The organism is Sivoneniella epilithica UHCC 1019 (genome assembly GCF_040830845.1).
Classification (GTDB): domain Bacteria; phylum Cyanobacteriota; class Cyanobacteriia; order Leptolyngbyales; family Leptolyngbyaceae; genus ULC077BIN1.
This window is the reverse complement of record NZ_JBFPDP010000041.1, coordinates 1-26,309: the sequence shown is the minus strand read 5'-3', so window position 1 is coordinate 26,309 and position 26,309 is coordinate 1. Positions and strand designations below refer to the sequence as shown.

The window sequence follows — 26,309 nt, the reverse complement described above, 5'->3', positions numbered from 1 at the left end:
CTACCTAAAGAATGGTTTACGCGCGATCGCGGCGAATGTTATCTGGTCTTGTTTCCACAACTGGATGACCTTGCTTGTCAATAGTTAGCTCTTCTCGACGCAGGGTTTCTTCAACGTTGACATTTTCTCGATCAACTTCTTTGCGAATGTTGACTTCTTCCCGCACGAAGGCTTCTTTGTGAATGTCAGGGGCTTCTTCGTAAACCTCTACTCGCATGGTTTCGTCATGAAACGCATCATTACCAGGAGTGACAGCAGTACCATCACCCGCAGCATGACGTTCAATCACTACCCGCTCTCTTTCAATTGGAATAGAGGCACGAGCCGTTTCAGTTTCAATATGCTTCCCGATCGCAACTTCACCTGTTTTTTCACGATCTTTATCGACCACGAGCCGCTCTTCGTACAGATTGATATTCTCTGCGTTCTGGTTGACAACGGGTTGTCTTGCCTTGATCTGACGCTCATCAAATTTTCTGGCTGCCTCTTCAGTTGCGATCGCGGGAGGAACCGCAGCGGCAGGCATCACAGAAGCGGTCGAGTGATTAGCAGCTTCAGCCGCAGGAATATCATACACACCCCATTCTTCAATACCGCGATGATTTAAGATGCGTTCAGCATGGGCAATCTCGGCATCGGTGCCATCAACCATGACTAAATATTGACCCGCAGAGACGCGATCGCTGTAAATTTTGGCACGCTCTTCTGGAATACCCAGCCCAATCAAGCCACCGAGCAAACTTCCGGCAGCGGCTCCAATTGCCGTCCCTGCTGCTGTGGTTGCTAGGGCAGTGGCAGCAGCTCCCGCCAACATAATCGGACCAAGCCCAGGAATTGCCAAAGCGCCGATACCGACTAGTAATCCCGTCAGCCCCCCTAAAGCCCCTCCAGAGAGGGCACCTACTTTTGCCCCATCGTCAGCTTTGTTATCGGCGCGATCGCGGACATCCGATCCGGCAATGGTGTCATTCCGATCTGAGTCTTGAGCCACCACAGATACCCGATCCATTGAAAAACCAGAGTCTCTGAGTTCATGGAGTGCATGTTCAGCCGAGTTGCGATTCGGAAAGGTGCCGATCGCTCGTCGATGCTGATTGGTTGTCACTGAATTTGGACGATTTAAAGACATATGCGTTCCTTACTAAAGAATGGAATTGTGATACTACGGAGATGGATTTCTAGCCTTGTGACTTTATTAACCTCTTTTTTGCTAATGAGTTAGCCATCCCTAAGATGCAAATCGCTTGAGTCTTAGGGATGAAAAGTAAACTAGAAAAGGTTTTAGCTTTAATCAAAGAGAGATAGAAATTGAGTCTATCGATATCCGCTGAGGGAGTTAAATCTCTAGCTAGATATTTGAGGCATGAGTTGAATTCAATGCTTCAACTGGGTGGTTTTAACTGCGATCGCCAAGCAACTCAGATTTGGTGCGATCAATGATTTGACCTAGTTCCTGACGATTACTGGCTCGAAGTAGATAACGCCAGACAAACCAACTGGTCGAGAGCAAACCCACAAGTTTGAGAATGGGTGAAATTAGGGGAAGGTTGTCAACGACATCCAGAATCGTAAACAGCAGTTGCAACCCTAGTAAAACTAACAGTACCCACCCTAAGTTAATCAAGAGTGGTTTGTTGTTCTTAAAGAATGCACTCAGCGATTCCGCTGTATTGGCAAAAAATGTAGATGTTTTGAGTTGGAACGATCGCCAAGCTTCTTCTGCCGTTTCAGTGGTTGATGAGTCTTCAAAGATCATAGAGTCCGATTCAGGAACATCGACCAAAGCGATTTCTGATTCGATTCAAAATCAACTGCCTGTTTTTGCGCCCGACTCGCCAACCGTCGCGGTGCTTTGACCAAGCTCCGAATCGCAGATTGAACCTGATCGATCGCCTGATTTACCTGCTCTTCTGTCAAGTCATCCCGCTGACTCAAGAGCTTGACCAATGTTTCTCGATCAATCTGAGAGAAGCGAGATTGCAGGGCAGAGGCTTCAGCTTTTGGATCATTCAGCAACGTTTGTAGATCACGCTGAATACTTTCGGGATTGAGTTCCTCCAGATTGGTTTGATGCAGGTAGTCTGCGATCGCCTGAGTCGAACGACTAAATAACTAATGGTGCTCATCGTGAGAAGAACGTTGAGCGAAATCATCCAAGCTTTGATAGTCTTCTGAAGTGGATTCATCAGGTAGCATTTCTTTGTCTCCACCTGCTAAATCTTTCATTACCTGGCGCTTATAGTCATCACTGCTGGACATCGTTTTAACGTCCTTATAAAAAAGTAGTGAATGGGTTGTTAAAGTGAGTGCGGTAATCGGGGTCAAAATCTTTAATCTTGTTCAGTGGCATAATTTCTCTCCTGCTACCTAAACGCCTTACTTACATCACGTTAGGTGCGGAATCACGACAATACGTCTACCGCAAGCTACATTAGCTCCTATTCCTCAAGAAATCTCATCCCCAGCTTGTCCCCAGCTTGTTAGTGCCTAGCATACAGTAAAAGTTCATATTTTTAGCAATACCTGCGATTGTTCAACACCTATGTCTACAGATAGGGTGTTAGTTTGCCAATGAGCCGCTACGTTATAAAGTAACGTGGTTGTTTTACTTACAGGTCTTACGCCTGCGAATCTAATTACGTCTGTAAAGCTAATAGAAATCGGCAGATTAGACACTTTATATAGCTTGCGGCTGATGGCTAGTTAAGGCTTCATTTCATCATGTCAAATCATCATGTCAAAGAAGATCTCAAGGATGATGTGAAGCGTGGTCTGGACAATGCTTAATAATAAAACAATGATTTTCCAAGATGCCCGATGCTAGTTCTTGTGGCTTACTCTCTAATATCTAATCTGACTGTTGTTTCTTGAGTTTTGTTGTAAAGGTGAGTTCAGATTAATAATCAAACATCTGGTTAATGATCAAATATCTGGACTCATTTTTATATGTTTCAACATAGTTTTTAAGAAGTGTTTTTAAGTAGAAGAATTCTGTATTATGCGATATATAGCTCTTGCTTGCGATTTTGATGGAACCTTAGCTACTCACGGAAAAGTGGATGAGCCAACTCTACAAGCTTTGAAGCGACTGAAAGAGTCTGGACGTAAATTGTTTTTGGTGACAGGGCGGCACTTGCCTGATCTGTGTGACGTATTTCCCCAAATTGATTGGTTTGACTGTGTTGTGGCTGAAAATGGAGCGCTATTGTACTACCCCGCAACCAAAGAGGAACAGCCGTTGGGCGATCGCCCGCCAGAAGTATTTATCGCCGCCTTGCAAGAGCGCCAGGTTGATCCGTTAGCTGTTGGGCAGGTGATTGTTGCCACTTGGGAACCTAACGAAACGAAGGTGCTGGAAGCGATTCGAGATTTGGGTTTGGAGTTGCAAGTCATTTTTAACAAGGGTGCAGTGATGGTGTTGCCCTCAGGCATTAATAAAGCCAGCGGATTGCAAGCAGCACTCACTCAAGTAGACTTATCTCCCCACAATGTTGTTGGAGTTGGGGATGCGGAAAACGATCACGCCTTTCTCGATTTGTGTGAATTTTCGGTTGCAGTTGCCAATGCTCTACCGATATTGAAAGAACGGGCAGATTGGGTGACTCAGGGCAGTCGAGGTGAGGGCGTGATCGAACTAATTGATGAAATGATTGCCTCTGATTTAAAGGATTTGGCGGCTTCGGTCGATCGCCACAAAATTGTGTTGGGTACGCGAGACGACGAAACCCCCGTACAAATTCAGCCCTACGGCACCAGCATCTTGTTAGCCGGAATGTCGGGTGGTGGCAAATCAACGCTGGCAACTGGAGTGTTGGAACGCATCGCAGAACAGGGCTATCAGTTCTGTATCATCGATCCAGAGGGCGACTACGAAAATTTTGCAGGCGCGATCGTCTTGGGTGACAGTACCCAGGTGCCTAGTACGAGTGAAATTTTAGATGTGTTGGAGAAACCCGACCAAAATTTGGTTGTCAACATGTTGGGAGTCAAACTTGATGATCGTCCTGGATTCCTTGCCGGATTATTACCCTCACTATTAGAAATGCGGTCACGAACGGGACGACCACACTGGTTGGTCATTGATGAAACTCACCACATGCTGCCCTCCGCTTGGGACCCTGCCGCGCTGACTCTGCCTCAAGCACTAAATAGCGTGATCATGATTACGGTTCATCCCGACCAAATCGCGGTTCCAGCCCTGAAATTAGTTGATACGCTAGTCACAGTGGGTAAAGCACCCGATAAAACTATTGCGGATTTCTGTAATACAATTGGGCACTGTCCGCCGGAACCTCAACCCCATGAGTTGGAAACAGGGGAAGCGATCGCTTGGTTCCACAAGGATGGTTCCAGTCCATTTCAATTTCGAGTTATACCGCCCAAAACTGAGAGGCAACGGCATAAGCGCAATTATGCAGAGGGTACATTGGGAGATGATAAATGTTTCTATTTCCGAGGATCAGAAGCCAAATTAAAGCTGCGTGCCCAGAACTTGATTTCTTTTACGGAATTGGCAGACGGAGTGGATGATGAAACTTGGCTTCACCATTTGCGTCAGCAAGATTACTCTTGCTGGTTCCAAGAAGCAATTAAAGATGAAGACTTGGCAAATGAGGCAGTTGAAGTCGAGACAACTGCTGATATTTCAGCAGCAGAAAGTCGTAACCGAATCAAAGCCGCGATCGAACAGAGGTATACTTTGCCTGCATGAAAGATGTTAAGACTAATGCCGTTGCCATGCACCCGGTTTTGTTGAAAGTTGGCTGGATGTTCTCTTCACTGGTGAGCATTGAACGACTCAGGTCAATCGTCATTTCTATCTTGACTTGCGACCCTGCAACACTCAGCAATTGAGCGCCCATACCCCTGGTTTGTATTCCTGATCAATATACTATTGAACGACTAAATCAAATGGAGGTCGCAATCCCGTATCCGCATGTACCTCGACTACTCCGTGAAACATATTCATGCCACAGGTGAACTCGTATTTGCCTGGTTTATCAGGGATGAACTCGATCGCGGTCGTCTGATTAACAGGGAGTTCTTGAGCGATCCGAAAATCAGGAAAGCGAACTTCCTCCAGGCAACTGCTAGGATCTTTACGGTAGAAGTTCAGCCGCACGGGTTGTCCTGCTTGCACCACGATTTGACTTGGGTCATAGCCGCCATCAACCATCACAGTGATTTCTTGAATACCTCTCTCAATAGTGGCTTTACGAGATTTAGGTTTACTGAGTAGAAACCACCAAAGCTCTAGCCCAATCAGTCCAAATCCACCTGCAGTAACGGCAGCTTTTACCCATAACGGTTGCTCAATTCGCTGAAATTGACCGGGTTGTTTAGGAGTAGTCGATTGCATCTCGTCATGTTGCATCTGGGCAACTGCTTCACCCGCAGGCATTCCTAAGAGAATCCCAAAACTTGCAATATTCCCGATCAATACTGACTTGCGAATCATGTTAGTCCTCTCCGCTCCTATGCGATTGCGTCTGACAAAATATCCAGTAGAAAGCCAAATCTCAGCAATGGTTCAAAAAATGTCAATTGTTTGCATAACTAAGTCCTTACAGTGGTTTAACTAGTTCGATGTTTTAGGTTGGAAGTTCCGCAACCGTAGAGCATTCGTGACCACTGAAACGGAGCTAAATGCCATTGCTGCACCCGCCAGGATGGGACTCAGTAACCAGCCAAAGAACGGGTAGAGTATACCCGCCGCGATCGGGATGCCAGCCACATTGTAGATGAACGCAAAGAACAGATTTTGGCGAATGTTGTGAATGGTGGCACGACTGAGTTGAATGGCAGTGACAATACCTTGTAAGTCACCAGAGATGAGGGTAATATCACTCGCCGCGATCGCCACATCGGTTCCCGTTCCGATCGCAATCCCTACATCGGCTTGAGCCAGTGCCGGAGCATCATTAATCCCATCTCCCACCATTGCCACAATTTTCCCTTCCGATTGCAAGTTGTAGATTTCATTCGCTTTTTGATCCGGGCGAATTTCTGCCAAGACTCGTGTAATCCCGACTTCACGGGCAATGACTTCAGCAGTGCGACGGTTGTCTCCGGTCAACATCACCACTTCCAAACCCATTCGTTGAAGGACACGAATTGCACTCACCGACGAGGGTTTGACTGCATCAGCAATCCCCATGATTCCTTCAGCTTTACCCTGGATCGCAATCCAAATGACTGTCTTACCTAGATATTCCAGTTCGTCCCACTGTTGCTGTAATGCGCTGGTATCAATGCCCAACTCATTCATCCAGCGGTATGTTCCAATTTGCACCCATTGATTAGCGACATGACCTTGAACACCACTTCCGGCGATCGCCTCAAACTCCCGCGCATCTGTCAAGTCTACCCCTTGAGATTGGGCATATTGCACAACGGCTTCTGCTAATGGATGTTCGGAATTGCGTTCGATGGATGCTGCGAATCGCAATAATCGTTGTTCGTTCTGGTTCGCGGTGCCATTAACCGTGATGGTGTCGGTGACGGTAGGTTTCCCCTGGGTAATGGTGCCTGTCTTGTCAAGAACGATCGTGTGCAGTTTGTGTGCCATTTCCAGGCTTTCTGCCCCTTTGATCAAGATGCCGTTTTCTGCTCCTTTTCCAGTGCCGACCATGATCGAGGTGGGAGTTGCGAGACCAAGGGCACAGGGGCAAGCGATGATCAACACGCCAACGGTGGTAGTCAACGCCATTGTGACGTTGCCCATGACGTTGAACCAGATGATGAAGGTGAGAATGGCGATCGCAATTACCGCCGGGACAAACCATCCCGTAACGCGATCGGCGAGTCGTTGAATGGGTGCTTTCGATCCTTGTGCCTGCTGCACTAGTTTGACGATCTGTGCCAGGAAGGTATCTTTTCCAACTCGGGTAGCTCGAAATGTAAAGCTACCTGTTTTATTGATCGTGGCTCCAATCACTTCATCGCCAGACTGCTTTTTCACAGGCACACTTTCCCCTGTGACCATCGCTTCGTCGATCGTCGAACTTCCGTCTACAATTTCGCCATCCACTGGAATCTTTTCACCTGGACGCACCAACACTACATCGCCTAGAACCACTTCAGCGATCGGAATATCCACTTCTCGACCCTCACGAACCACTCGCGCTGTCCTCGCCTGCAAGCCCATCAATTGGCGAATTGCTTCCGAGGTCTGCCCTTTTGCCCGATTTTCCAGCAATCGTCCTAATAAGATGAGCGTAATGATCACTGCTGCTGCTTCAAAGTACACATCCGGGTTGAGACCTTGAGCAATGAACCACTGAGGAGAAAAGGTCGGAAATAGAGAGTAAACGTATGCCGTTCCGGTTCCTATCGCGACTAAGGTATCCATCGTTGCAGTATGACGCTTGAAGGCTTTCCAGGCGTTGATAAAGAAACCACTTCCCGCCCAGAATAACACTGGAGCCGTCAGCACCATTTGGAGCCAGGGATTGTGTAACCACATGGGAATGAGGGGAATCTGTAACCCAGTCATTGCAGGCAAGGAGCCTATCACTAGAGTGGCGCTAATGATGCCACTAACCCATAGCTTTTGAGTCAACTTACGATCTTCTGACTGCCGTTCTCGTCGCTCGGCATCATCTTCTGGAGCCAGAATGTCTTCTTGCATAGGTTGAGTCGAGTACCCGGCTGCCTCAACTGCTTTCTGGATGTCAGCCACATCGACTTTATGGGTATCATAGGTGACAGCCGCTTGCTCTGCCCCAAAGTTGACGTTACAGGCTTCAACTCCCGGCACTGCACGAATTGCCGTTTCAATGTTGTTCGCGCAGGAGGCACAACTCATGCCCCTCACCTTCAATATAGTACTTTCCACTGTGCTCCCTTTTAAAGCGATCGCAACCATCTACAAACTATTCAACGGTATAACCCGCCGTTATCACCGCTGCTTTGATGGCGCTTTCGGCTGCTTGAGTTTCAACATTGACGAGTTTCGTCTTCGGATCAGCTTGAACGTTGGCTGTCGAATCAACGGTATGAATGGCTTTTGTGATCGTGTCGCTACAAGCAGAACATGCCATGTTAGAAACTTTAAATTGAAGTGTCATGAGGTCAATCCTTTTACTTCATTATTTACACTTCCATTCTGGAGTCTCTAGTTCACTGGAGAGTCAAGCAAAATCTGTGGGAAAGAGTTTGATAAGCAAATATGGAACTGGCTGCTGCAAGACAGCATTACTTTTGTAACAGCCAGCACCCGAAGAAAATCTTTATACCATTGCTGCTGCCATTTGGCGGCAAGATTCAGCACAACGGCGACAGGATTGGGCGCACCGTTGACAGTGATCATGGTCGTGCTTTTCACACTCAGCCGCACAGCGCTCGCACGCTTCCGCACACACTTTGCAGAGATGATCATGAAGGTCAGAATTCCGTGCCATAAACCGAGCGCAAATATCGCAGGTATCTGCACAATCACGGCACAACTTGATACACCGAGCCATCATTTGCACCATGTCGCTGTCTAGACAGGCTGTAGCACAATTTTCGCAGTCTCGTAGACAGTCAAAACAAGCCTCAATGCAGCTTTCAAGAAGAGATTGATGAGATTGAGTAGTGGTCATAGCTTCGCTCCTGGTGAATTAGTATAAGTGAAACCGCGCTGGCTCCTAAGCTTCACCCTAAGAGGGCATTGAACTAATTACCTCCCTCTTGCGAGAGGAAGATAATTTCGTTCTTCAGAATGAGAGTAATTTCATCAATAGTCCGGACACTTTAGTCCGGACACTTTTGCGCCGAACCGCCCTCATCCCCCAACCCCTTGTATCTTATTGTCAGAATGTCAATCAGCTTGTGTCGCTTGCTGCACTCAATCCGAGGGTCTTCAATCTTGCTAAAATGCTCAACCAGTTTGTTCTTAGGCTTTAGCTTCATCGGTGGGTTCACAAAGTGTCTAGCCTAGCCTCTCCCACTTCGGAGCCAAAATCTATCTTGAGATAACAGCAAAAATTAAGATGCGTTTGCCCTGTTCACCGACATGATTCGCTTGACTTTTAAGATAATCGCTTCTCCCAAAACGAGAGAAGGGGAGCAGAATTTCTCAAAGTCCCTCGCCCACTCTGGGCTACCGTGTATACACACCAATCTGACACCCAGTTGCACGCTCATACTCGTACCACGAACCATCTAGAGCACCTATTTCGGGAGTTTTGCACTAAATCCGATGAAATTGGAGTATTTCCTCATGAATCCAGTTGCTTATCTATGTTCTTCCTGGTGGTTGAGCGTGACCATGCGAAACATGACCGTAAATCACTGGCGAAAATTCCGTGGCACTGTGGACTTGCCGCAGATCCCAGGACGCGATCTCCGTCTCTAACAGTGAACCTCCACGACTGCTCGGATTTTGCCAGGGCTGATGGCAAGCTTTTTCGTAAGGAAGTCGCTCAACAGATTGACCTCTGACTTGCGTCAGTTTTCTCAAACCCTAACAGGCTTTTTTGTGCTTTTACGCAAATCATCACGATGTTTTAAGTCTGAGTAGTTATCAATTTTTAGCCCGTAGTCTCTTCTATCTTTACTTTGCCAGATAAAATGTTCTAAAAGGCTCTAACTTGCCATCACAGGCAAGCTTGGCTTTAAATTCCAGCAGTTTCAGCCCCGTACTTTGTACCTGATATTTTGCCTGAGAACCACAGTCACCCAATCCTCGATATTTAGAATTAATTGTTAACACGCCCTGTTTAGGACTATAGGTTGGCACCCCCCCAATCGATGAACTCTCCACTTTTTGCATCTTGCCCGCTTGATTCTCCCTAAATTCAGTCGCCGTCAGCTTCATCACTGTTTTTTTGGCAGCAGGCTGCTGATTGACGACCAAAAACTCATAATTGCCCTGATATGCCGCTAAAAAGCACTGAAACACGACAAAATATTTCCGATTCTCCAGTTCGTAGACTCTAGAGTTGCGCTTTGCAGCTTCTAAATCCAACGAATCTTTGCACAACCCTATTTTTTTAGAGTTTTTTAATAGATTATTCAGCACCATCTCCGCAGTAGACCTGGCTGAATTGGGTGCTGTTAAGTTGACCGCTGGTTTAAGGCTGGGCGAAAGAGGCGTTTCTTTGGCAAAAGTATTGCTGTCAATCAGGGCGATCGCCCCCATGAGAAATGAAAATTGAATCAGTTGCTTTATGTTCATCAGTTTAAGAAAGGGGTAGGGGGGCTAAGAAGAGGAATGCTATCCAGCAAATTTTTTAGTAGGAAAAATGCTACGTGCGGATGTATGCCCTTATAGCTGACTCAACTCAATCACGTTTCCATCCGGATCTTGTGAAAAAATTGCGGCGCGTCCAGAAGCACTCAGTTGGATGGGGCAACCATGCGTGTGCAATTGTGCTTTTGCTGCTTCCAAGTCTGCTACTGCAAAGGCAATATGTCGATTTCGTCCCCACTTTTCTCGATTGTTGAGCGCTGCCGGAGCGCCTACCATCAGATGAATTTGGTATCCATTCACTTCATACCAAGCACCAGGAAATTTAAGGGCGCGATCGCACCGCTCCAAACCCAGCACTGTTCCGTAAAAGTATTCTGCCTGTTCCAGATCAGTCACTAGAATCGCAGTGTGCAAACAGCGAGTAATATTCATAAAATTAGGGACATACCGTGATACGCCCCCAATTTACCTTATTCCTTTATCAATTAATGGAGCTGACGGGAGTCGAACCCGTGTCCGCCCTGGGTATTAGTACATCACTCATTCACAGGTTTAGCGTTTCTAATCCTCAACGCGGGAATCGTCCTTTATCCCGGACGATAGGATTCTCTGGTAAAGTCTTAGCCAGTTACCAACCAAAGACGGTGAACTGGAGCATCCGTTGGGGGTTGGTCTATCATCCTTAACGGAGTCAAATGACAGACGCTCGAACCGCTAGGGGTTTTTAGGCAGCAACTAGTGCTTGCTTACGAGCAAAGGGTACGATGTTGTTCGCATGTACTGTTTTTTGAGCCATTGATTTCCGAGAGGTAGCTCGCTCTCGACCTGCATCACAATGTAGAGTTCGCCAGCACGTCGAAACCGTTACAGCCCCGTGTCGTGTTTTCCTATTATAGCCCTATGAAACCAAAAGCTGTTGTATTACTATCGGGTGGGTTGGATTCGGCAACGGCGGCAGCCCAGGCGATCGCCGATGGCTACGAGATTATCGCCCTTTCTTTGCGGTATGGGCAGCGACACGATCGCGAGATTTTGGCGGCGCAGCACGTAGCATCACACTTGGGCATTCAAAATCACTTTATCCTGAGTGTCGATTTGGCACAGTGGGGCGGGTCGGCGCTCACAGACTCCGCGATCGCGGTGCCCCAATCTGGAGTTCAGCCTGGAGAAATTCCGATTACCTATGTGCCAGGGCGAAATACGGTGTTCATTGCGATCGCCCTTTCCTTGGCAGAAGCTAAAGGTGCCACTGCAATTTATCTAGGGATTAATGCTGTGGATTATTCCGGCTATCCCGATTGTCGCCCAGACTATCTCAGCGCCTTTCAGCAACTCGCTACCCTGTCGTCCAAAGCTGGCTTAGAAGGCAATGCGCCCACGTTAATTGCCCCTTTGGTCATGGACTCCAAGGTCGATATTGTGCATAAAGCGTTGGCGTTTGGCATTCCGATTGCACTCACTTGGTCTTGCTATCAGGGAAATACAGACCCTTGTGGACGCTGTGATTCCTGCCGGATTCGAGATAAAGCCTTGATCGAAGCCGGATGCGCTGCTCTAGCAACGCCTGTGGGAGTCGAGTTTGGTGTATCCACTTCAGAAAAAGCAAAATCATAAAAAACTATTTTCAGTGTTTGGCTTGATCGCGAAGGAAGAGACATTTGGGTGAAGTCGATCTCATGCACTTATGCTTTTATTAAGGAGGTCATTCTGAGAACGCTTTTTAATGATGTGTTCTAGGAAATATGATGTACATTTACTGTGACTTAGATTTCAGCGCTTGAGATGGCAAGGAAAATTCAAAAAATTTTGCTAGTTATCCAACAACCCGGTATCCTGCTATAGGTTGTTCTCTAGCAGGCGATGTTTGTTTCGAGAAGTCTCTTTGATTAGGTAGTAGGTACGCATGGGATCATCTCATCCATTAGTTGCTGTAGGTGTGGGAGTTTTAGTCGCTGTATCTCACACGGCTGCGGGATATTCCCAAGAACTTGATTTAGCCCAAATCACGGCTATCGATGCACAGTTTTTATCAAAAACAGACTCCGAAAAAGTTGACCAGCTACTTTTAAATAAAAGCGCCACACAATCGATCGCCCCGATCGCACCTACATCTCAACCCAATCAATTAGCGCGATCGCAGCCGACGGTTAAAAAGTCTAAATTGGCTAAGCCGAGCGTTCGGAAAAATGCTAGAGAATCAATAGCCTCTACGTCATCCACCGAAACGCGATCGCAGCAAACAGCGCAAGCCGATCCAGCCGCCCCCATTCAGACTACCGACCCCACTCCAGCTTTAGGCACCACCCCGGCTTCAGTAATTCCAACTGTGCCAATCACTCCAACCATTCCAGCGCTACCGTTTCAAAACCAGCCCATCGGTCCCGCAAAGTCGGGAGTGCCGCCGGAATATCTCAACCCTAATCCCAATCCGCTCAGCTTTCCCACTCGACCCGAAGAAGTAAGATTAAGAGGAATTCAGCCGATTACATTGCAGCAGGCGTTGGAGTTAGCGAAACGGAATAACCGTGATTTACAGCTAGCCACTGAAGTATTGCAACGGGAGCGGGCAGTATTACGGCAAGCCCAAGCAGCCCGCTATCCAACCATTGGCGCGAATGGGCAAATTTCTCAAGCTCGATCCGCGTCTGGGCAATTGTCGCAAGCTGCGCGAACACAGGCACAACAATCCTTACCCCCCGCGCTTCAGCAGGACGCTAGTGGCGATCAGCAATCCACGTCGCTGAATGGCACGGTGCAGGTTGGCTATGACATTTATACGTCGGGTCGTCGTCCGGCTCAAATTCGCGCCGCAGAACAGCAGGTGCGATCGCAAGAACTTCAGGTTGAAGTGACCTTACAACAGTTACAGCTAGACGTTTCCAATGCCTATTACGAACTGCAACGCGGGGATGAATCGGTTCGTATTCAACAATCTGCCGTCCGAAATGCGGAGGCAATCTTGCGGGATGTCGTCGCCCAGGAAAGAGCCGGCATTGGCACTCGGCTAGACGTACTCCAACAGCAAGTTCAGCTTGCCCGCAGCCAGCAATTGCTGGTCACCTCTCTAGGAACCCAACAAATTCGTCGCCGTGAGCTTGCCCAACTTTTGGCAGTGCCTCCTTATCTCAATCTTGCTGCTGCCGACCCGGTAGAAGTTGCCGGAGTTTGGGATATGTCTTTGGAGCAATCTATTGTCACAGCATTTAAGAATCGGGCTGAATTAGAACGATTTTTGGCTCAAAGAGCATCCGCAGAACAACAGAAAAAGGCAGCATTGGCAGCATTGGGTCCAACGGTTGCGTTCAACTTTCAATACAACATTTTGAATAATTTGAGAGATCAACTGGGGTTTGCCGATGGCTTTAGTACATCGCTTGGGTTTCAGTGGAATTTCTTTGATGGTGGAGCAGCACGGGCACAGGCAAGCCAACAAGATGCCAATATTGCTCAAGCAGAAACAAATTTTGCAAATACTCGCGAGCAAATTCAGCTTCAGGTTGAAACGGCTTATACCAATTTGGGTACTAACTTTTTGAATATTGGCACCAATAGACAGGCGATCGAGCAGGCAAGAGAAGCATTGCGACTGGCGCGGCTGCGTTTTCAAGCAGGCGTAGGTACGCAGACTGAGGTGATTAACACTCAGAATGCATTGACCCAGGCAGAAGGTGATTTTATTACTGCAATTATTGACTACAACCGGGCATTGGCATCCCTGACTCGCTTTGTGACAAACCTGCCGATTCCTGCGGGATCAACGACTCCAACATTGCCCAAAACAGTCACGAACTCCATAGTTCCTGGCGGTAATCTTTTGCCATCGCCCCGATAGTGGACAAGATCGTTAGTATGAGATGGCTAGACGCGCTGTATTTGTCTTAAAACGTGAGAATGGGATATGAATCGACGGACTCAACCTCTGAGAATAGTATTGCCAAGCTGGTCGCGATCGCTGGTCGTATCAGGACTTAGTCTCGCAGGAGTCTTGGGTCTCTTAAGTGGCACCTTGCAGGCTCAAACCTCGGCTGAATCGGGTGATGCGATCTCTCCTGATTCTACCGATACGCCCATTTTGGCAGAACCCCAAATGGCTCCAGTGGAACCCGCACCGTTTGTTCCGGCTCCTGCCGCGATCGAACCAGCGGCTCCAGTCAACGAATCTTACATCGATTCAACGGGCTATGGCATTGGCGCAACAGAGCGTACCAGCCCCGCGATCGCCTCTCCTGGACTACCCCAGATCCGGCTACCCAGCGCCCTCGGCTCAGTGCAATCAGCACCGCTCAGCATTGGCAGTGAGAGTCTTGGCGCTGGAGTGGGCACGACCGCTTCACTCAAAGATTTCTATCAACGCACGTTCCGTCCCCCGGCTCGTTTAGGCAATGGTAATATTCGACTCGTATTTCCCCTATCCCTGCCAGCTCCAATTACTTCAGTCTTCGGCTGGCGGATTCATCCTATATTTGGTTCGTCGCGATTTCATTCTGGCACTGATCTAGGCGCACCCATGGGAACTCCTGTTTTGGCTGCTTATGCCGGACAGGTTGCCCTAGCAGACTTCTTGGGTGGCTATGGGTTGGCTGTGGCATTGAACCACAACAAAGGCACTCAGCAGTCGCTCTATGCACACCTTTCAGAAATTTTTGTTAAACAGGGAGAAGTAGTTAAGCAAGGTGAAGTGATTGGGCGCGTGGGCAGTACGGGCAATTCCACAGGACCGCACCTGCATTTTGAGTTTCGCCAGTTGACTCCAGAAGGATGGGTTGCGTTGGATGCAGGCGATCAGTTGGAATATGCCCTAGCCTCATTGGTCAAAGCGTTAGACATCTCCCAGAAGGGAATTGCGGCGGCAAGTGATCTAAAGCTTTCCTATCGCGGCTTGGCAGGCGTTTCAGGTGAAATTGATTGGCAAGCGAAGACTAAAACGGCATCAAGTCAGGTGACATCAGCCATTGTTTTACCGCCATCTCTTAAACAACCTGGAGATCGCGACCAATAACAGAACCATCATGAGCAATGCCATCCAGTGGACACCAGAGGCAGAAGCACGATTAAAGGAAATTCCCTTTTTCGTGCGTCCGGCTGCTCGTAAGAAAATTGAAACGTTTGCCCGTGAACGGGAAATCACCGAAATTACGGTTGAGGTTTACGAGCAAGCAAAGCAGAAGTTTGGCGAGAAATAAAAAGCGATCGCATCTCTAACGCCTTAATCCGGCGGTTCGCTTAATCTGGAATACCCTAATTCGGCAGTTGATCGGGATCGATCCCCTGCGATCGCAAAAATGCCTCTAGCCGTTCTCGCTGTAGCCGCTCCTGCTCTTCAGGTCTAAGGTGGCGATCGCCGCGTTCATTATACCAAGTCAACATTTCCTGCGGTAACCCACCCACCACGCCTTGATAACGCCCAATTCCTAAACCCACCTCCGGCATCCAATAAGGCTCACCGATTTGCAGTTGATAAACGCCGTTTTCTAACTTATACAATTCAAACGGCTGATGACCATCCCGTTGCCAAAACTCTGGGTTATAAGCCAGGTAGTACAACACGCCGAGCTTTGCATATAACTCAACCTTTTCATCGTACTCACTCCCTGGACGGTGAGACACCATTTCTAGGACGAAACTGGGCACAATATCGCTTTCTTCCCAAGTGGCATAGCTGCGCCGAGATTTTCCACCTTTCTTGCGTTCTACCCCCAGACTCAGAAACCCATCGGGTACTACAGGAACTCTAGGATTCTCGCCTGTTGTGTGATACACCGCCATGTCCACGCCGAAGTACCAATCCATCCGCGCTGACCATAGATGCGTCAATAATAACAACAGCAAATTAGGAAGTAAATTTTGATCCTCATTGTCCACGGGCGTATCATCCGAGCAGGGCAGGTCGGCAGTGCTGGGCAAGTTGTGATGGAGGGATTGGGAAATCACGGTTAGTCCCAAAAGAGGATAGATGATTCATTATAGAACGGTGCCAGAATCAGGCGATCGCCTTACCTGAATGACCCGGCGCGGTCCCGTCCATCCCCGTCTAGCAATGGCTGAGGTCCGGGGGGAGGGATTTCGGGCAGGGCAGGCGGGCTGCGACGGGTGATTGTGGCATTAAATTCACCTGATTCCAACACGCGATCGCCCTGCTTAATCTCGTAAGTAAACCTATTTTTGCCGTCTGCCAGCACAAAAACATCGCCATTATGTTGAGTGCCAAAATCTAAAGTTAGTTCTTCTGAGATCCAGCCTTTGTTATAGGTGCGATCGGTATAAGGCAATGATTTTGGGTTCATGCCAGCGGTAACATTCCGAATGATGACTCGCAGATTGGGAGCAGGCGGCAGAGTAGGAGACACAAACCAGGCGCGAAAGCCTTCTGCAACCGTGCCCACGTTGCGAGTTTGAGACCCGGCAAATTCTAGTCCTGCTTGCATGGGCACTGTAACCAAAAGTTGTTCGTTTAATGCTCGTGCTAGTGCGACACTTTGAAGTTCATAGGCAACGGCTTTGGCAGGATAGCCCGATGCCCGGTATGCCATGCCCAGATTGGTGAGGGCTTCTCGCTCACTCTGACGGTTTTTGAGTTCGCGTGCGATCGCCAAATCCTGTTCCATCACTTCAATTGCCCTGGCATAGTTGCCCTGACGGTAATAAATTGCCCCCAGGTTGTTTAAGGTATTGCCTTCACTACGGCGATCGCGAATTTCTTTGGCAATTTGCAAACTTTGCTGATAAGCTGCGATCGCTCTGACTGAATCTTTCTGCTGAATCAAAACATTGCCCAAAAAATTCAGCACTTGCGCCATACCAGGGCGATCGTTCAACTCGCGATAGATTGCCAGGGCTGCCTGAACCGAATCCAGGGCAGCGGCAAACTGCTTCACTTGATACTGCTGTCGCCCTTGCTCATAAAACTGGTCAGCGGCAATTTTACGAGGCGGTGCTGGCTGAGCCTGGGCAATTTCAGCCATCGAAAAGATTTCAGTTGGGAAAACTATTGCGATCACCCCCGTTGTCAACGTGCTAGCGAACCCAGTAATTATTAGTAGCCAGGAAAAATTTAGAAATGGATGCATCATTCACTACATATAGTTTTTTTAAAGAAATAGTAAAGTTTCTGTGAGATCGCCTCAAATTTATTACGCTTACCTGGATAATGATTCTCAGATTTTATCTAAGTAATAGTACGGTTGCAAATGCAATAGATTTGTCAGGCTTTCAGACCTGTTTCTGAAGAATAGCAGTGTGACGATCTTTACAGAGATTTGTGAATTTTTGACTATTTTGATAGGTCAGGTCTGGCTCCTCTCCAGTAGGTGAGAGCCAAATTGTTCTGCAATATTTATAGTCTGGAGTTATTAAATGCTTGAGTCTACCCTTCGTTCTGATCTGGTTTCCACAGGTTCTAATCTAGCGTTCTCGGACACCGCATGGATCGATCAATTGATCGATCCATTGGCTGCACCGCTGTCTTTGACCGGGAGTAGCAGCGCGATCGCCTTTGTCGATACGGGCTTATCCGACTATCAAACCCTGGTGGATGGACTCGCCCCCAACACTGCGGTCTATCTGCTCAATCCCGCTGGCGATGAACTGAGCCAGATTAGCCAAGTGTTGGCAGGCTACAGCAATTTGGCTTCGGTGTCAGTGTTTTCCCACGGCAGCAATGGCGCGTTGCAACTGGGCAATACCAGTCTAAATAGCGCTAACCTGATCGACTACGCCGGAATCTTGCAATCCTGGTCAAGGTTCCTGACTGAAGACGCAGACTTGCTGTTCTACGGCTGTGATCTAGCGGCAGATGCCACGGGACAGAATTTTGTTAGTCAGATTGCGGCACTCACGGGAGCAGATGTGGCGGCATCGAGTGACCTGACGGGCAGTAGTGCCTTGGGTGGGGATTGGGAACTGGAATTTGCGACGGGCAGTATTGAAACCTCCGAGTTTCTCTCCGACTGGGCACAGGCAGCCTATCAAAACGTCCTGGCAACGTTCACCGTCACGAACCTGAATAACGATGGCGCAGGCTCCTTACGGCAGGCGATCGCCGCTGCCAATACGAGTACAGAGGCAGACACAATTAACTTTTCTGTCGCTGGCACCATTACCCTCGGCAGTCAACTCGATCTCACTGACAGCGCCAAAACCACCATCAATGGGGGTAACGCTATTACCGTCAGCGGCAACGATTCTGTCCGCGTCTTCCAGATCAACAGTGGAGCCACCGCAGAACTGAACGGGTTGACCATCACGAGGGGGAAACCTATCAGCGGAATCATAGCCGGTGGCGGTATCCTAAACTCTGGCGGTGCCTTAACCGTCAACAACAGTACCTTTAGCGAGAACGCAGCCCGCTTTGGTGGTGCAATCTTTAGCGTTGATGGCACCGTAACCGTTAACAACAGCACCTTTAGCGGTAACTCCGCGACTGCGGGTGGCGGTGCGATTGATAGCTCGTCTATAGACGGCACCGCAGTCCTCACCGTTAACAACAGCACTTTTAGCGGTAATTCGACAACAGGTAACGGCGGTGCCATTAACATCGATTCTTTGAACGGAGACGGCAGCGCAGTTCTAACCGTTAACAACAGCACCTTTAGCGGTAACTCGGCAACAGGTGACGGCGGCGGCATCAGCAACTTCTTGGGAGCCTTCACCATCAATAACAGCCTTGTAGCAGGCAACAGCGCTTCCACTGGCAGGGAAATTTACGACTTCAACGCCGACTTCAGCACCGGCAGCAATAACCTGTTTGGGTATAGTGGCAGTAGCGGCTATGAGGCGTTGACTTCTTTCCCTGGCTTCTTCCTCACCTATGTCACTCCGACAGTCGGCTTAGACCAGATTCTCAACACCACGCTTGCCAACAACGGTGGTTCCACCCAAACTCTGGCGCTGCTTCCCACCCTGAGCTTAACCGTTCAAGCCAACAAAACGGTGACCCTCCTGGAAGATACATCGTCCACCGCCCTCGGGATCACGGCTCCCACAGCCCCAAACCCGGCTGTCAATGCCGGGAGAAATACGCTCCTTCCTGCCAATACCAATTTTGATCAGCGGGGCACTGGCTTTACCCGTATCGTGGGCGGCACAGTCGATATCGGTGCGTTTGAATTACAAACGCCCTTGCCCACCCCAACTATTACAGTAACTGGGCTGCCGGATGCAACTAAAGGGGCTGTTTATCTCGCAGATGGCACCACAGCAGTAACCCTCAATCAAAGCTTAACAACCGCCCAGTTAGCAGGATTGGTCTTTAAGCCTGTCGCCAATGCCAACGGCAGTGCAGGCACCTTCAACTACAGCGTCACCGCTGGCACCAACACGCAATCCCAAACCATCACCCTTAACATCACCCCCGTCAACGATGCGCCCGTTGCTACCAATGACAGCTTCACCACCAACGAAGACACCGCGCTTACGGGTAACGTGATCACCAACACCACTCCCAACGGGGCAGACAGCGACCCCGATGGCAACCCGCTCACCGTCGCCACGGTGAATGGCAGCGCCGCCAATGTGGGCACGGCAATTAGCCTGACCAACGGCAGCCTCACCCTCAACGGCAGCGGCAGTTTCACCTACACCCCCACGGCTAACGCCAACGGCGGTTTCACCTCCACCCTCAACGGCGGCGGCGGTTTCACCTCCACCCTCAACGGCGGCGGCAGTTTCACATCCACCTCTACCCTCAACGCCAGCGATAGCTTCACCTACACCCTCAGCGATGGCACCTTTGCCTCCAACACCGCCACCGTTAGCCTCACCATTGCAGCCGTGAATGATGCTCCCGTGGTTGCCAATCCCCTTGGTAATCAGAGTAGTCCTGAAGATACGGCGGTGAATTTCACGATTCCTGTTAACACCTTCAGCGATGTGGATAATTCCACCCTTGCCCTAAGTGCCTCCCTCGCGGATAACACCGCGTTGCCCAGTTGGCTCAGTTTTGACTCCGCAACAGGCACTTTCTCCGGAACTCCGCCGCTCAACTTCAACGGCACCCTGGCGCTGAAAGTCACCGCTACCGATGCCGGAAATCTCTCTGCCGCCAGCAACTTCAATCTGGTGATTACGTCGGTAAATGATGCGCCAGTGGTTAGCACGATCGCCGACCAAACCACTGGGCAGAACACCGCCACCTCTCCCATTTCCTTCACCATTAGCGATGTGGAAACCGCCGCGAGTTCCTTAACCATGACGGCAACCTCCAGCAACACTGCCCTATTTCCCAACGGCAGCATTGTCTTCGGTGGCTCTGGTGCCAATCGCACGATTACCCTCACTCCTGCCAACAACCAATTTGGCACGGCGATGATCACCGTCAATGTCAGTGATGGCAATCTCGTCACACCCACCACCTTTACCGTCACTGTTGGACGCAACCTGAACGGGGGCAATGGCAAAGATACCCTAAATGGCACTGCAGGGAACGATCGCATTAATGGCGGCAACGGCGATGACACCCTGTTTGGCGGCGCAGGTAATGACTTCCTGTTGGGTGGTAATGGGGATGATGTGTTGCGCGGCGGTCTGGGCAACGACATCCTCAACGGGGGCAACGGCAGCGATCGCTTTGTCCTGACGGCAGGCGAAGGGACTGACACGATTCAGGACTTCCAGAATGGTACGGATAAATTCGTTTTAGCAGGGGGATTGACCTACAACCAACTGACGGTTCAGCAGGAGGGTACTCGTACCCGGCTGTTGGTGACGGCAACGGGTGAAGTATTGGCATATCTGGATAATGTGAACTTCAACCTGATTGATGTCACCGATTTTGTGGTGGTGTCCTAACCCCAACTGAAAGCGCGATCGCTCTTCCGACATGGAGGGGCGATCGCGTTACGAATTCAAAGATCCTTCAATCATATCGTTCGCGAATACAGGATCATTAAAATCCTCATCGTGGTCTAAATCAGGTGCAAACATCACAAGACTTTTCGGATCAAGTGCCAAAGTGCGTCGCCGCAAAGCCGATGGAAAATCAGGGCGAATTTCTAAGGCGCGATCGTAGCTGGTGATGGCGGCTTGATAATCTCCACTATGGCTAAGAGCAACCCCCCGACTGTACCAAGCGGGGTAAAAAGAAGGGTTGATTTCTAGGGCGCGATCGTAGCTAGAAACAGCAGCTTCATTTCGTCCTAAATGCCCCAAAGTCACGCCCCGTCCATACCAAGATTCATACAAGTTGGGGTTATGTTGCACTGCTTTGTCGTAGCTCGTCATGGCTTCGGCATACATGCCCAACTTACGAAAAGCTACCCCGCGACTGTGCCAAGCTCTGGCAAACTTGGCATCCAGAACGATCGCTTGGTTATAGCTAGCGATCGCCGCTTCATATCGTCCGGCTTTGTGTAAAGTGCTGCCCCAGTTATACCAACCCTCTCGCAATGTGGGTTTGAGCGCTAAGGCTTGGCGGTAACTGGCGATCGCATCATCGTAGCGTCCTAAAGCATCAAGCGCATTGCCCCGGTTATACCAAGCTTCGTAGAAGTTGGGCTTGATTTTGAGGGCATTGTCATAGCTAGTAACCGCTGCCTCGTGCCGTTTCAGCTTATGAAGGACGTTGCCATGGTTATAGTAGGCGGCATACCAGTCTGATTTGATCGTTAGCACACGATCGTAGTTCTCTAATGCTTCGGTATAACGCTTGAGCCGATTTAAGATGTTGGCGCGATTGTACCAGGCATTGGAATAGTGGGGGCGAAACTCGATCGCTTTATCATAGCTAGCGATCGCCGCCTCATATTTTTCTTGCTTATAAAGCGTAATGGCTCGGTTATACCATGATCGAGAATACTCCGGCTCCAATTTCAAAGCTTGATCAAAGCTATGGATTGCCGCTTCATAGCAGTTTGATTTATCTAGTGCATTGCCCCGGTTGTACCACGCTTGATGAAAATCGGGGCGTAATTTAATGGCTTTGTCATAACTAGCGATCGCGGCTTCATAACTCCCCAAACTAAACAGCGCCATGCCATGCGCGTTTAAAGCTTCTGGATAATTGGGCTTTAAATCAAGTGCCTGCTCAAAGCAAGTCGCTGCCTCGGTATAGCGCTGCAATTCGTATAGAGCGATCCCTTTGAAATACCAGGTTTCATGCCAACTAGAATAAAGCTGTGAGGCTCGCTCAAAGCTCACATTTGCCTCCTCATAAGCACCCGCTTGGCTGAGTTGCAACCCTTGCTGAAGAAAGAATTCGGCTTCCGACTTTGAACTACGAGACATGGCGTTGATTGAAGATTCCCACTCGCTTTACACCAGCGTACTACTCAAAGATAGGGGAGGGTGACTAGGAACATTGCACATTGCATTAAGACCTGATATGCAACTAAAGTCAGCCCTCATCCCCCCTCCCCTTCTCCCAAGGCAGGAGAAGGGGAGCAAGAATGGTTCAAAGTCCCTCTCCCAGAACGGGAGAGAGGGATTTAGGGTGAGGGAGGTTAGGAATATTGCACATTGCATTAAGAGAAGTTTTAATCGATCGCAAGTTGAGAGCCGCCCCAAACATCTTGAGGGAGCAGGGTGCGATCGCTCGGTAGCGGTGCCACTGGCTCGGTTAACTGAAAGTCTCCTGATTCTATCCATTGCTTTAGCTCTAACGCAACCTGTCGCGAGAGATAAACACTCGCAAGCGGCGCAACCCGCACGGGTTTTCCCTCAATGGTGATTCGTCCTGATTTAAGCTGAGCATAGCTCACCAATCCAAACGTTGGGCGGACTCGTCTAGGAATAGAAAAATCTACGATGGGCGCAACCAATTCGCGATCTTGCACCGCGCAATGGGCGACCACGGTTTCATTCAACATGGGCAGGGCAATGCCAACGCCCAACATGAGCGAGGGACCATAGCTCTTAAAGTAGCAACCCCTGACCCAGCGAGGATTCATTTGCTTCGCATCTCCAATCAGCGCGAGGGTAGCGGCGGGACCGATCGGCGTGCGGTTGGGCAAACGCTTTTGCAAAGGGAAATGCTGAGTGCCTTCCCAAGCAACATAGCCAATGCCGCCGCCCAGAAAAATTCGGCTGCCAATGCCAACCACTTGTAAGTCGGGATCGTTTAACAGGGGCGAAATGGCTCCAGGACTGGAATACACCGCATTCCCTAAACGAGGTTGCAATGGACCTAGATAGGTGAACAACGGGCGATCGCCGCCATTCACGCCCACAATAAAATTCTGGTAAAGGTTGCGCGGATTGAACAAATAGAATTGATTAATGGTGTCGCGGGTGATTGTGGTTTCAAAAGAAGCACGGGGATAGCAATCGGTCACCTGCCCGATCGCCCTCAAGCTCACCCGTTTCCCGGCAATCAAATCTGCAATCACAGAACCGCCGCCCCGCTCTCGCATTTCCTCTCCGTCAACCGATTCACTGACTTGAGTGGCACCTAAGTATAAATCCACTGCTCCAAACCCCGAATAGGCGGGCACTCCATCGATCCAGCACTGCCGAATTTTAATCGGTGGATCAGTATGCCCCAAGTTGATGATTGCGCCAGAAGACTCCATCGGCTCAAACGTGCCCGTCGTAACGACATCAACTTCTTTTGCTGTCTGCGTCACGCCTACCTCTGCAACCCGTGCTTTTAATTCTTCCGCTGTCCAAACCACTACAGATTTACGGTTAATTTTGTCATTGATTTCGGCGATCGTCCGCATGATGAATCAGATTTTAGGGGTCAGGGAACAGGGAATAGGGAACAGGGAATGGGCAACAAGAGGCAGAGTTAGGCGTTTCCGAGTCGAGATATGAAATTCATAGGGACAATCTCTTGGGGTTGCCCTTTATCCTAAAGAGGGTAGGGACAAGGCGCTACCCCTACCTATGAAAATCATGTCTGCATTCAGCAATGCCCAGATTTAAGGTGCATGTCTTAGTGAATCGATCCTAATTCCTAACCCCTAATTCCTAACCCCTGCTTCCTAGAACCTTTCCAACTCCCCTGCTACTTTCTGCATTAAGGTATGCCAGTCGCCGGGTTGATGTTGGCGGAACAGGCGCATGGTTGGATACCAGGGCGTGTCGTTGCGATCGCTGAGCCAGCGCCAGTCGGCAACGTGGGAAAGTAACAGCCAGACGGGTTTACCCAGTGCGCCAGCTAGATGAGCGACGGAGGTATCGACGGTGATGACGAGATCGAGTTGGGCGATCGCGGTGGCGGTATCTGCCATATCGGTTAGGTGACTGTTGAGATCGTGCAGACGTGATTCCCAGCCAAGCTCAGCAATTTCTATTTGAGGAATTCCCTTTTGCAAACTGTAAAATGCAATATTTGGAACATTCACAATGGGTTCAAACTGCTTGAGAGACAGAGATCGCCGATAGTTTTGTTTATAGAGATTTCCGCCTGCCCAAACGATGCCCACTTTAAAGGCTGGGGAAGACTTATTTGAGGAAGTCGCGGCGATCGGCAGTTGCCAATTAGCAGCAGGCAGATCAATATAGGGCACCGATTGCGGCACTGTCTCCAATGTAGTGCCCAAAATGGTCGGCAAGCTCAGGAGTGGCGCATACACATCAAATGCAGGCAGCGGCAGACCCATCGGAATCAACTCTTCGATTCCTGGGAGAGTAGACAGTAAGCGAATTAGAGGGCGATGGCAGGTGAAAATGACTCGTCCACCGCTTTGAGTGGCGATCGCGGCATAGCGAATAAATTGCAGCGTGTCTCCCAAGCCTTGTTCTGCATGAAGTAAAAGGGTTCGTCCTGCCAGGGGTTTTCCATCCCACACGGGCTGCTTAAACGGACAGGGTGGAAACTCCCCTGTCTTAAACCGCCATTCATATTCTGCAAATCCTTCTTGAAAATTGCCTTGTTGAATCAGCATCAATGCTCGGTTATATCGGGCGATCGCATGATTAGGGCTAAGGGCGAGTACGCGGTTTATCACGCTCAGTGCTTCAGCCAAATTACCCTGATCGAGCAGCACTTTAGAGAGTCCAATGAGGCTGTCTAGATGATCGGGCTGGAGATCAAGCGCCTGTTGATAAAAATGAACTGAAAAATTCGATTTTCCTTGCAATTGCAGCGCAGATCCAATGCCATGAAGCGCGGCGATGTTGCTAGGATCTATGGCTAAAGATTGTTGATATAAGGCAATTGCTGGCTCATATTGTCCTTGCTCTAAATGAATGCTTGCCAAAACATTGTGAGCTTGCACATTCGTTGGCGCAAAGTTAATTATTAGATTGAAATTGGCGATCGCCTCATCCATCAAGCGTTTCCCCTGTTTCCAGAGCGCCAAATTCAGGTTTTCCCGCGCTTCCCGATGCTCTGGGCGGATTGCCAACGCCTGCCGATACAGCACAATTCCTTGCTCTAAATTGCCCTGCTGACAGCAGATCACCCCCATCATGGAGAGCGCATTGACGTTTTGAGGTTGCTGCTGCAAAATTTGCCGATAAAGCTGCTCGGCGGCGGCAAGGTTTCCGGCTTGGTGATAGGCGATCGCGCGATTGAATACTTCAGCCGCATTCACAGAGGAGGGATTTAGCGGAAAGGAGTTAGTCAACGATCATCTCCTTGAACCAGGACGCAACCACAGGTTTAGTCTATCGCTTCTGCTGGCGATCGCAGAAAATAGGAGCCAAGAACTTGACCTGCCCAACTATTTGCGAATCAAACACTTTTCAGTAATTATAGATTACCGTCTCATCGGCTTTTCCATGCCGCCTATGCCATGATGATCGAAATTGTTCCCTTCACATTCGAGGTTAGCCCCATCGCGATCGCGGGAACTAGCTTGTGGTCATTGGCGCTTTACCTCGGTTTATCGCCTCTCAGTGAATGGGTCATTGATCAACTGAGCCGCTGGTTTAATTTTGCCGAGCGATCGCTTTACCTCTCGCAAGCAGAATTTGAACGCGATCGTCAAAGACGAGAAATGCAAAATGCCTTCTACGCCTCCATTTTCAGTATTGTCCCCTTCTTCATATTCGGCGGACTGTGTAACTTTGGCATAGAAGCAACCTTAGGACAAAGTTGGGCAATCAGCATCGGAACTCTAGCGTGTCTAAGTTGCGCCATTTACGAACTGGGACGAAGAGATGGATTGGATTAAGAAAGTTTTGAGTTTTGAGTTTTGAGTTTTGAGTTTTGAGTTTTGAGTTTTGAGTTTTGAGTTTTGAGTTTTGAGTT

The 26,309-nt window shown here is 49.2% G+C and carries 23 protein-coding genes, 1 other RNA gene and 1 pseudogene; 8 read left to right on the top strand and 17 right to left on the bottom strand.

Annotated elements, in window-relative coordinates; genetic code table 11:
• Positions 1-16: 16 nt before the first annotated feature.
• From AB3R30_RS20345 to AB3R30_RS20330, 4 genes are all read right to left on the bottom strand, one after another.
• A complete protein-coding gene (locus AB3R30_RS20345) occupies positions 17-1,129 on the bottom strand; it encodes a DUF2382 domain-containing protein (protein ID WP_458651043.1) in 1,113 nt (370 codons plus the stop codon).
• Positions 1,130-1,396: 267 nt separating this feature from the next.
• Positions 1,397-1,756 (bottom strand): CAAD domain-containing protein, encoded by a 360-nt coding sequence (locus tag AB3R30_RS20340; protein ID WP_458651042.1) that lies wholly within the window; start codon positions 1,754-1,756, stop codon positions 1,397-1,399.
• Entirely contained in the window at positions 1,753-2,016 is a 264-nt protein-coding gene (locus tag AB3R30_RS20335) for a hypothetical protein (protein ID WP_458651041.1), read from the bottom strand. The genes AB3R30_RS20340 and AB3R30_RS20335 overlap by 4 nt, the downstream gene beginning before the upstream one ends.
• 96 nt (positions 2,017-2,112) lie before the next feature.
• Positions 2,113-2,259 (bottom strand): hypothetical protein, encoded by a 147-nt coding sequence (locus AB3R30_RS20330; RefSeq protein WP_458651040.1) that lies wholly within the window; start codon positions 2,257-2,259, stop codon positions 2,113-2,115.
• 739 nt (positions 2,260-2,998) lie between these two features.
• Between AB3R30_RS20330 and AB3R30_RS20325 the strand changes: the two genes are divergently transcribed.
• Positions 2,999-4,711, top strand: coding sequence for an HAD family hydrolase (locus tag AB3R30_RS20325; protein ID WP_458651039.1), 1,713 nt, complete (start codon positions 2,999-3,001; stop codon positions 4,709-4,711).
• On the opposite strand, the gene AB3R30_RS20320 is transcribed toward AB3R30_RS20325, so the two are convergent.
• From AB3R30_RS20320 to AB3R30_RS20300, 5 genes are all read right to left on the bottom strand, one after another.
• A complete protein-coding gene (locus AB3R30_RS20320) occupies positions 4,671-4,862 on the bottom strand; it encodes a hypothetical protein (protein ID WP_458651038.1) in 192 nt (63 codons plus the stop codon). The genes AB3R30_RS20325 and AB3R30_RS20320 overlap by 41 nt on opposite strands.
• Before the next feature lie 29 nt (positions 4,863-4,891).
• Positions 4,892-5,458 (bottom strand): cupredoxin domain-containing protein, encoded by a 567-nt coding sequence (locus AB3R30_RS20315; RefSeq protein ID WP_458651037.1) that lies wholly within the window; start codon positions 5,456-5,458, stop codon positions 4,892-4,894.
• A gap of 120 nt (positions 5,459-5,578) precedes the next feature.
• Positions 5,579-7,807 carry a heavy metal translocating P-type ATPase gene (locus AB3R30_RS20310; RefSeq protein ID WP_458651036.1) on the bottom strand — a complete coding sequence of 743 codons (2,229 nt, stop codon included), beginning with the start codon at positions 7,805-7,807 and terminating at the stop codon, positions 5,579-5,581.
• A gap of 67 nt (positions 7,808-7,874) precedes the next feature.
• A complete protein-coding gene (locus AB3R30_RS20305) occupies positions 7,875-8,069 on the bottom strand; it encodes a heavy-metal-associated domain-containing protein (protein WP_458651035.1) in 195 nt (64 codons plus the stop codon).
• 162 nt (positions 8,070-8,231) lie between these two features.
• Positions 8,232-8,585 carry a four-helix bundle copper-binding protein gene (locus AB3R30_RS20300; protein ID WP_458651034.1) on the bottom strand — a complete coding sequence of 118 codons (354 nt, stop codon included), beginning with the start codon at positions 8,583-8,585 and terminating at the stop codon, positions 8,232-8,234.
• A 532-nt stretch (positions 8,586-9,117) separates the two neighbouring features.
• Between AB3R30_RS20300 and AB3R30_RS20295 the strand changes: the two are divergent.
• Positions 9,118-9,285, top strand: a pseudogene (locus AB3R30_RS20295) (IS256 family transposase); the annotation flags it as partial.
• Positions 9,286-9,538: 253 nt separating this feature from the next.
• Here AB3R30_RS20295 and AB3R30_RS20290 read toward each other — a convergent pair.
• The 3 genes from AB3R30_RS20290 to ssrA all read right to left on the bottom strand — a co-directional run bounded on the left by AB3R30_RS20290 (position 9,539) and on the right by ssrA (position 11,051).
• Entirely contained in the window at positions 9,539-10,162 is a 624-nt protein-coding gene (locus tag AB3R30_RS20290) for a DUF1176 domain-containing protein (protein ID WP_458651033.1), read from the bottom strand.
• Between the two features lie 90 nt (positions 10,163-10,252).
• Positions 10,253-10,609, bottom strand: a complete 357-nt coding sequence (locus AB3R30_RS20285) for a VOC family protein (protein WP_458651032.1) — start codon at positions 10,607-10,609, stop codon at positions 10,253-10,255.
• A gap of 54 nt (positions 10,610-10,663) precedes the next feature.
• Positions 10,664-11,051, bottom strand: a transfer-messenger RNA (tmRNA) gene (gene ssrA, locus AB3R30_RS20280).
• A gap of 26 nt (positions 11,052-11,077) precedes the next feature.
• Here ssrA and queC point away from each other — a divergent pair.
• The 4 genes from queC (at position 11,078) to AB3R30_RS20260 (ending at position 15,360) form a co-directional block, all read left to right on the top strand.
• Positions 11,078-11,791: a 7-cyano-7-deazaguanine synthase QueC gene (gene queC / locus AB3R30_RS20275; protein ID WP_458651031.1), complete on the top strand. Its 714-nt coding sequence runs from the start codon at positions 11,078-11,080 to the stop codon at positions 11,789-11,791.
• A 289-nt stretch (positions 11,792-12,080) separates the two neighbouring features.
• A complete protein-coding gene (locus tag AB3R30_RS20270; protein ID WP_458651030.1) occupies positions 12,081-14,009 on the top strand; it encodes a TolC family protein in 1,929 nt (642 codons plus the stop codon).
• A gap of 66 nt (positions 14,010-14,075) precedes the next feature.
• On the top strand, positions 14,076-15,176 hold the full coding sequence (locus AB3R30_RS20265) for a M23 family metallopeptidase (protein WP_458651029.1): 1,101 nt from the start codon (positions 14,076-14,078) through the stop codon (positions 15,174-15,176).
• 10 nt (positions 15,177-15,186) lie between these two features.
• Positions 15,187-15,360, top strand: coding sequence for a PCP reductase family protein (locus tag AB3R30_RS20260; RefSeq protein WP_458651028.1), 174 nt, complete (start codon positions 15,187-15,189; stop codon positions 15,358-15,360).
• 55 nt (positions 15,361-15,415) lie between these two features.
• Here AB3R30_RS20260 and AB3R30_RS20255 read toward each other — a convergent pair whose 3' ends face one another.
• Together AB3R30_RS20255 and AB3R30_RS20250 are read right to left on the bottom strand one after the other, a co-directional pair.
• Complete coding sequence (locus AB3R30_RS20255) at positions 15,416-16,108, bottom strand: Uma2 family endonuclease (protein ID WP_458651027.1); 693 nt, start codon at positions 16,106-16,108, stop codon at positions 15,416-15,418.
• 62 nt (positions 16,109-16,170) lie between these two features.
• The gene (locus tag AB3R30_RS20250; protein ID WP_458651026.1) at positions 16,171-17,139 is read right to left on the bottom strand and encodes a tetratricopeptide repeat protein; all 969 of its coding nucleotides are present in this window, start codon (positions 17,137-17,139) and stop codon (positions 16,171-16,173) included.
• 391 nt (positions 17,140-17,530) lie between these two features.
• Between AB3R30_RS20250 and AB3R30_RS20245 the strand changes: the two genes are divergently transcribed.
• The gene (locus AB3R30_RS20245; protein ID WP_458651025.1) at positions 17,531-20,962 is read left to right on the top strand and encodes a DUF4347 domain-containing protein; all 3,432 of its coding nucleotides are present in this window, start codon (positions 17,531-17,533) and stop codon (positions 20,960-20,962) included.
• Positions 20,963-21,010: 48 nt separating this feature from the next.
• On the opposite strand, the gene AB3R30_RS20240 is transcribed toward AB3R30_RS20245, so the two are convergent.
• From AB3R30_RS20240 to AB3R30_RS20230, 3 genes are all read right to left on the bottom strand, one after another.
• The gene (locus tag AB3R30_RS20240) at positions 21,011-22,396 is read right to left on the bottom strand and encodes a tetratricopeptide repeat protein (protein WP_458651024.1); all 1,386 of its coding nucleotides are present in this window, start codon (positions 22,394-22,396) and stop codon (positions 21,011-21,013) included.
• Between the two features lie 248 nt (positions 22,397-22,644).
• Positions 22,645-23,829: a homocysteine biosynthesis protein gene (locus AB3R30_RS20235; protein WP_458651023.1), complete on the bottom strand. Its 1,185-nt coding sequence runs from the start codon at positions 23,827-23,829 to the stop codon at positions 22,645-22,647.
• Positions 23,830-24,093: 264 nt separating this feature from the next.
• Positions 24,094-25,683 (bottom strand): tetratricopeptide repeat protein, encoded by a 1,590-nt coding sequence (locus AB3R30_RS20230; RefSeq protein ID WP_458651022.1) that lies wholly within the window; start codon positions 25,681-25,683, stop codon positions 24,094-24,096.
• Between the two features lie 168 nt (positions 25,684-25,851).
• Here AB3R30_RS20230 and AB3R30_RS20225 point away from each other — a divergent pair, with 168 nt between their 5' ends.
• Positions 25,852-26,232, top strand: a complete 381-nt coding sequence (locus tag AB3R30_RS20225; protein WP_458651021.1) for a hypothetical protein — start codon at positions 25,852-25,854, stop codon at positions 26,230-26,232.
• The last annotated feature ends 77 nt before the right edge of the window (positions 26,233-26,309 follow it).

Excerpts from the sequence above, each read along its gene's own strand:
- AB3R30_RS20345 (WP_458651043.1), bottom strand. The coding sequence starts at position 1,129 with ATGTCTTTAAATCGTCCAAATTCAGTGACAACCAATCAGCATCGACGA.
- AB3R30_RS20340 (WP_458651042.1), bottom strand. The coding sequence starts at position 1,756 with ATGATCTTTGAAGACTCATCAACCACTGAAACGGCAGAAGAAGCTTGG.
- AB3R30_RS20330 (WP_458651040.1), bottom strand. The coding sequence starts at position 2,259 with ATGTCCAGCAGTGATGACTATAAGCGCCAGGTAATGAAAGATTTAGCA.
- AB3R30_RS20325 (WP_458651039.1), top strand. The coding sequence starts at position 2,999 with ATGCGATATATAGCTCTTGCTTGCGATTTTGATGGAACCTTAGCTACT.
- AB3R30_RS20320 (WP_458651038.1), bottom strand. The coding sequence starts at position 4,862 with ATGGGCGCTCAATTGCTGAGTGTTGCAGGGTCGCAAGTCAAGATAGAA.
- AB3R30_RS20315 (WP_458651037.1), bottom strand. The coding sequence starts at position 5,458 with ATGATTCGCAAGTCAGTATTGATCGGGAATATTGCAAGTTTTGGGATT.
- AB3R30_RS20310 (WP_458651036.1), bottom strand. The coding sequence starts at position 7,807 with ATGAGTTGTGCCTCCTGCGCGAACAACATTGAAACGGCAATTCGTGCA.
- AB3R30_RS20305 (WP_458651035.1), bottom strand. The coding sequence starts at position 8,069 with ATGACACTTCAATTTAAAGTTTCTAACATGGCATGTTCTGCTTGTAGC.
- AB3R30_RS20300 (WP_458651034.1), bottom strand. The coding sequence starts at position 8,585 with ATGACCACTACTCAATCTCATCAATCTCTTCTTGAAAGCTGCATTGAG.
- AB3R30_RS20290 (WP_458651033.1), bottom strand. The coding sequence starts at position 10,162 with ATGAACATAAAGCAACTGATTCAATTTTCATTTCTCATGGGGGCGATC.
- AB3R30_RS20285 (WP_458651032.1), bottom strand. The coding sequence starts at position 10,609 with ATGAATATTACTCGCTGTTTGCACACTGCGATTCTAGTGACTGATCTG.
- queC (WP_458651031.1), top strand. The coding sequence starts at position 11,078 with ATGAAACCAAAAGCTGTTGTATTACTATCGGGTGGGTTGGATTCGGCA.
- AB3R30_RS20270 (WP_458651030.1), top strand. The coding sequence starts at position 12,081 with ATGGGATCATCTCATCCATTAGTTGCTGTAGGTGTGGGAGTTTTAGTC.
- AB3R30_RS20265 (WP_458651029.1), top strand. The coding sequence starts at position 14,076 with ATGAATCGACGGACTCAACCTCTGAGAATAGTATTGCCAAGCTGGTCG.
- AB3R30_RS20260 (WP_458651028.1), top strand. The coding sequence starts at position 15,187 with ATGAGCAATGCCATCCAGTGGACACCAGAGGCAGAAGCACGATTAAAG.
- AB3R30_RS20250 (WP_458651026.1), bottom strand. The coding sequence starts at position 17,139 with ATGGCTGAAATTGCCCAGGCTCAGCCAGCACCGCCTCGTAAAATTGCC.
- AB3R30_RS20245 (WP_458651025.1), top strand. The coding sequence starts at position 17,531 with ATGCTTGAGTCTACCCTTCGTTCTGATCTGGTTTCCACAGGTTCTAAT.
- AB3R30_RS20240 (WP_458651024.1), bottom strand. The coding sequence starts at position 22,396 with ATGTCTCGTAGTTCAAAGTCGGAAGCCGAATTCTTTCTTCAGCAAGGG.
- AB3R30_RS20235 (WP_458651023.1), bottom strand. The coding sequence starts at position 23,829 with ATGCGGACGATCGCCGAAATCAATGACAAAATTAACCGTAAATCTGTA.
- AB3R30_RS20225 (WP_458651021.1), top strand. The coding sequence starts at position 25,852 with ATGATGATCGAAATTGTTCCCTTCACATTCGAGGTTAGCCCCATCGCG.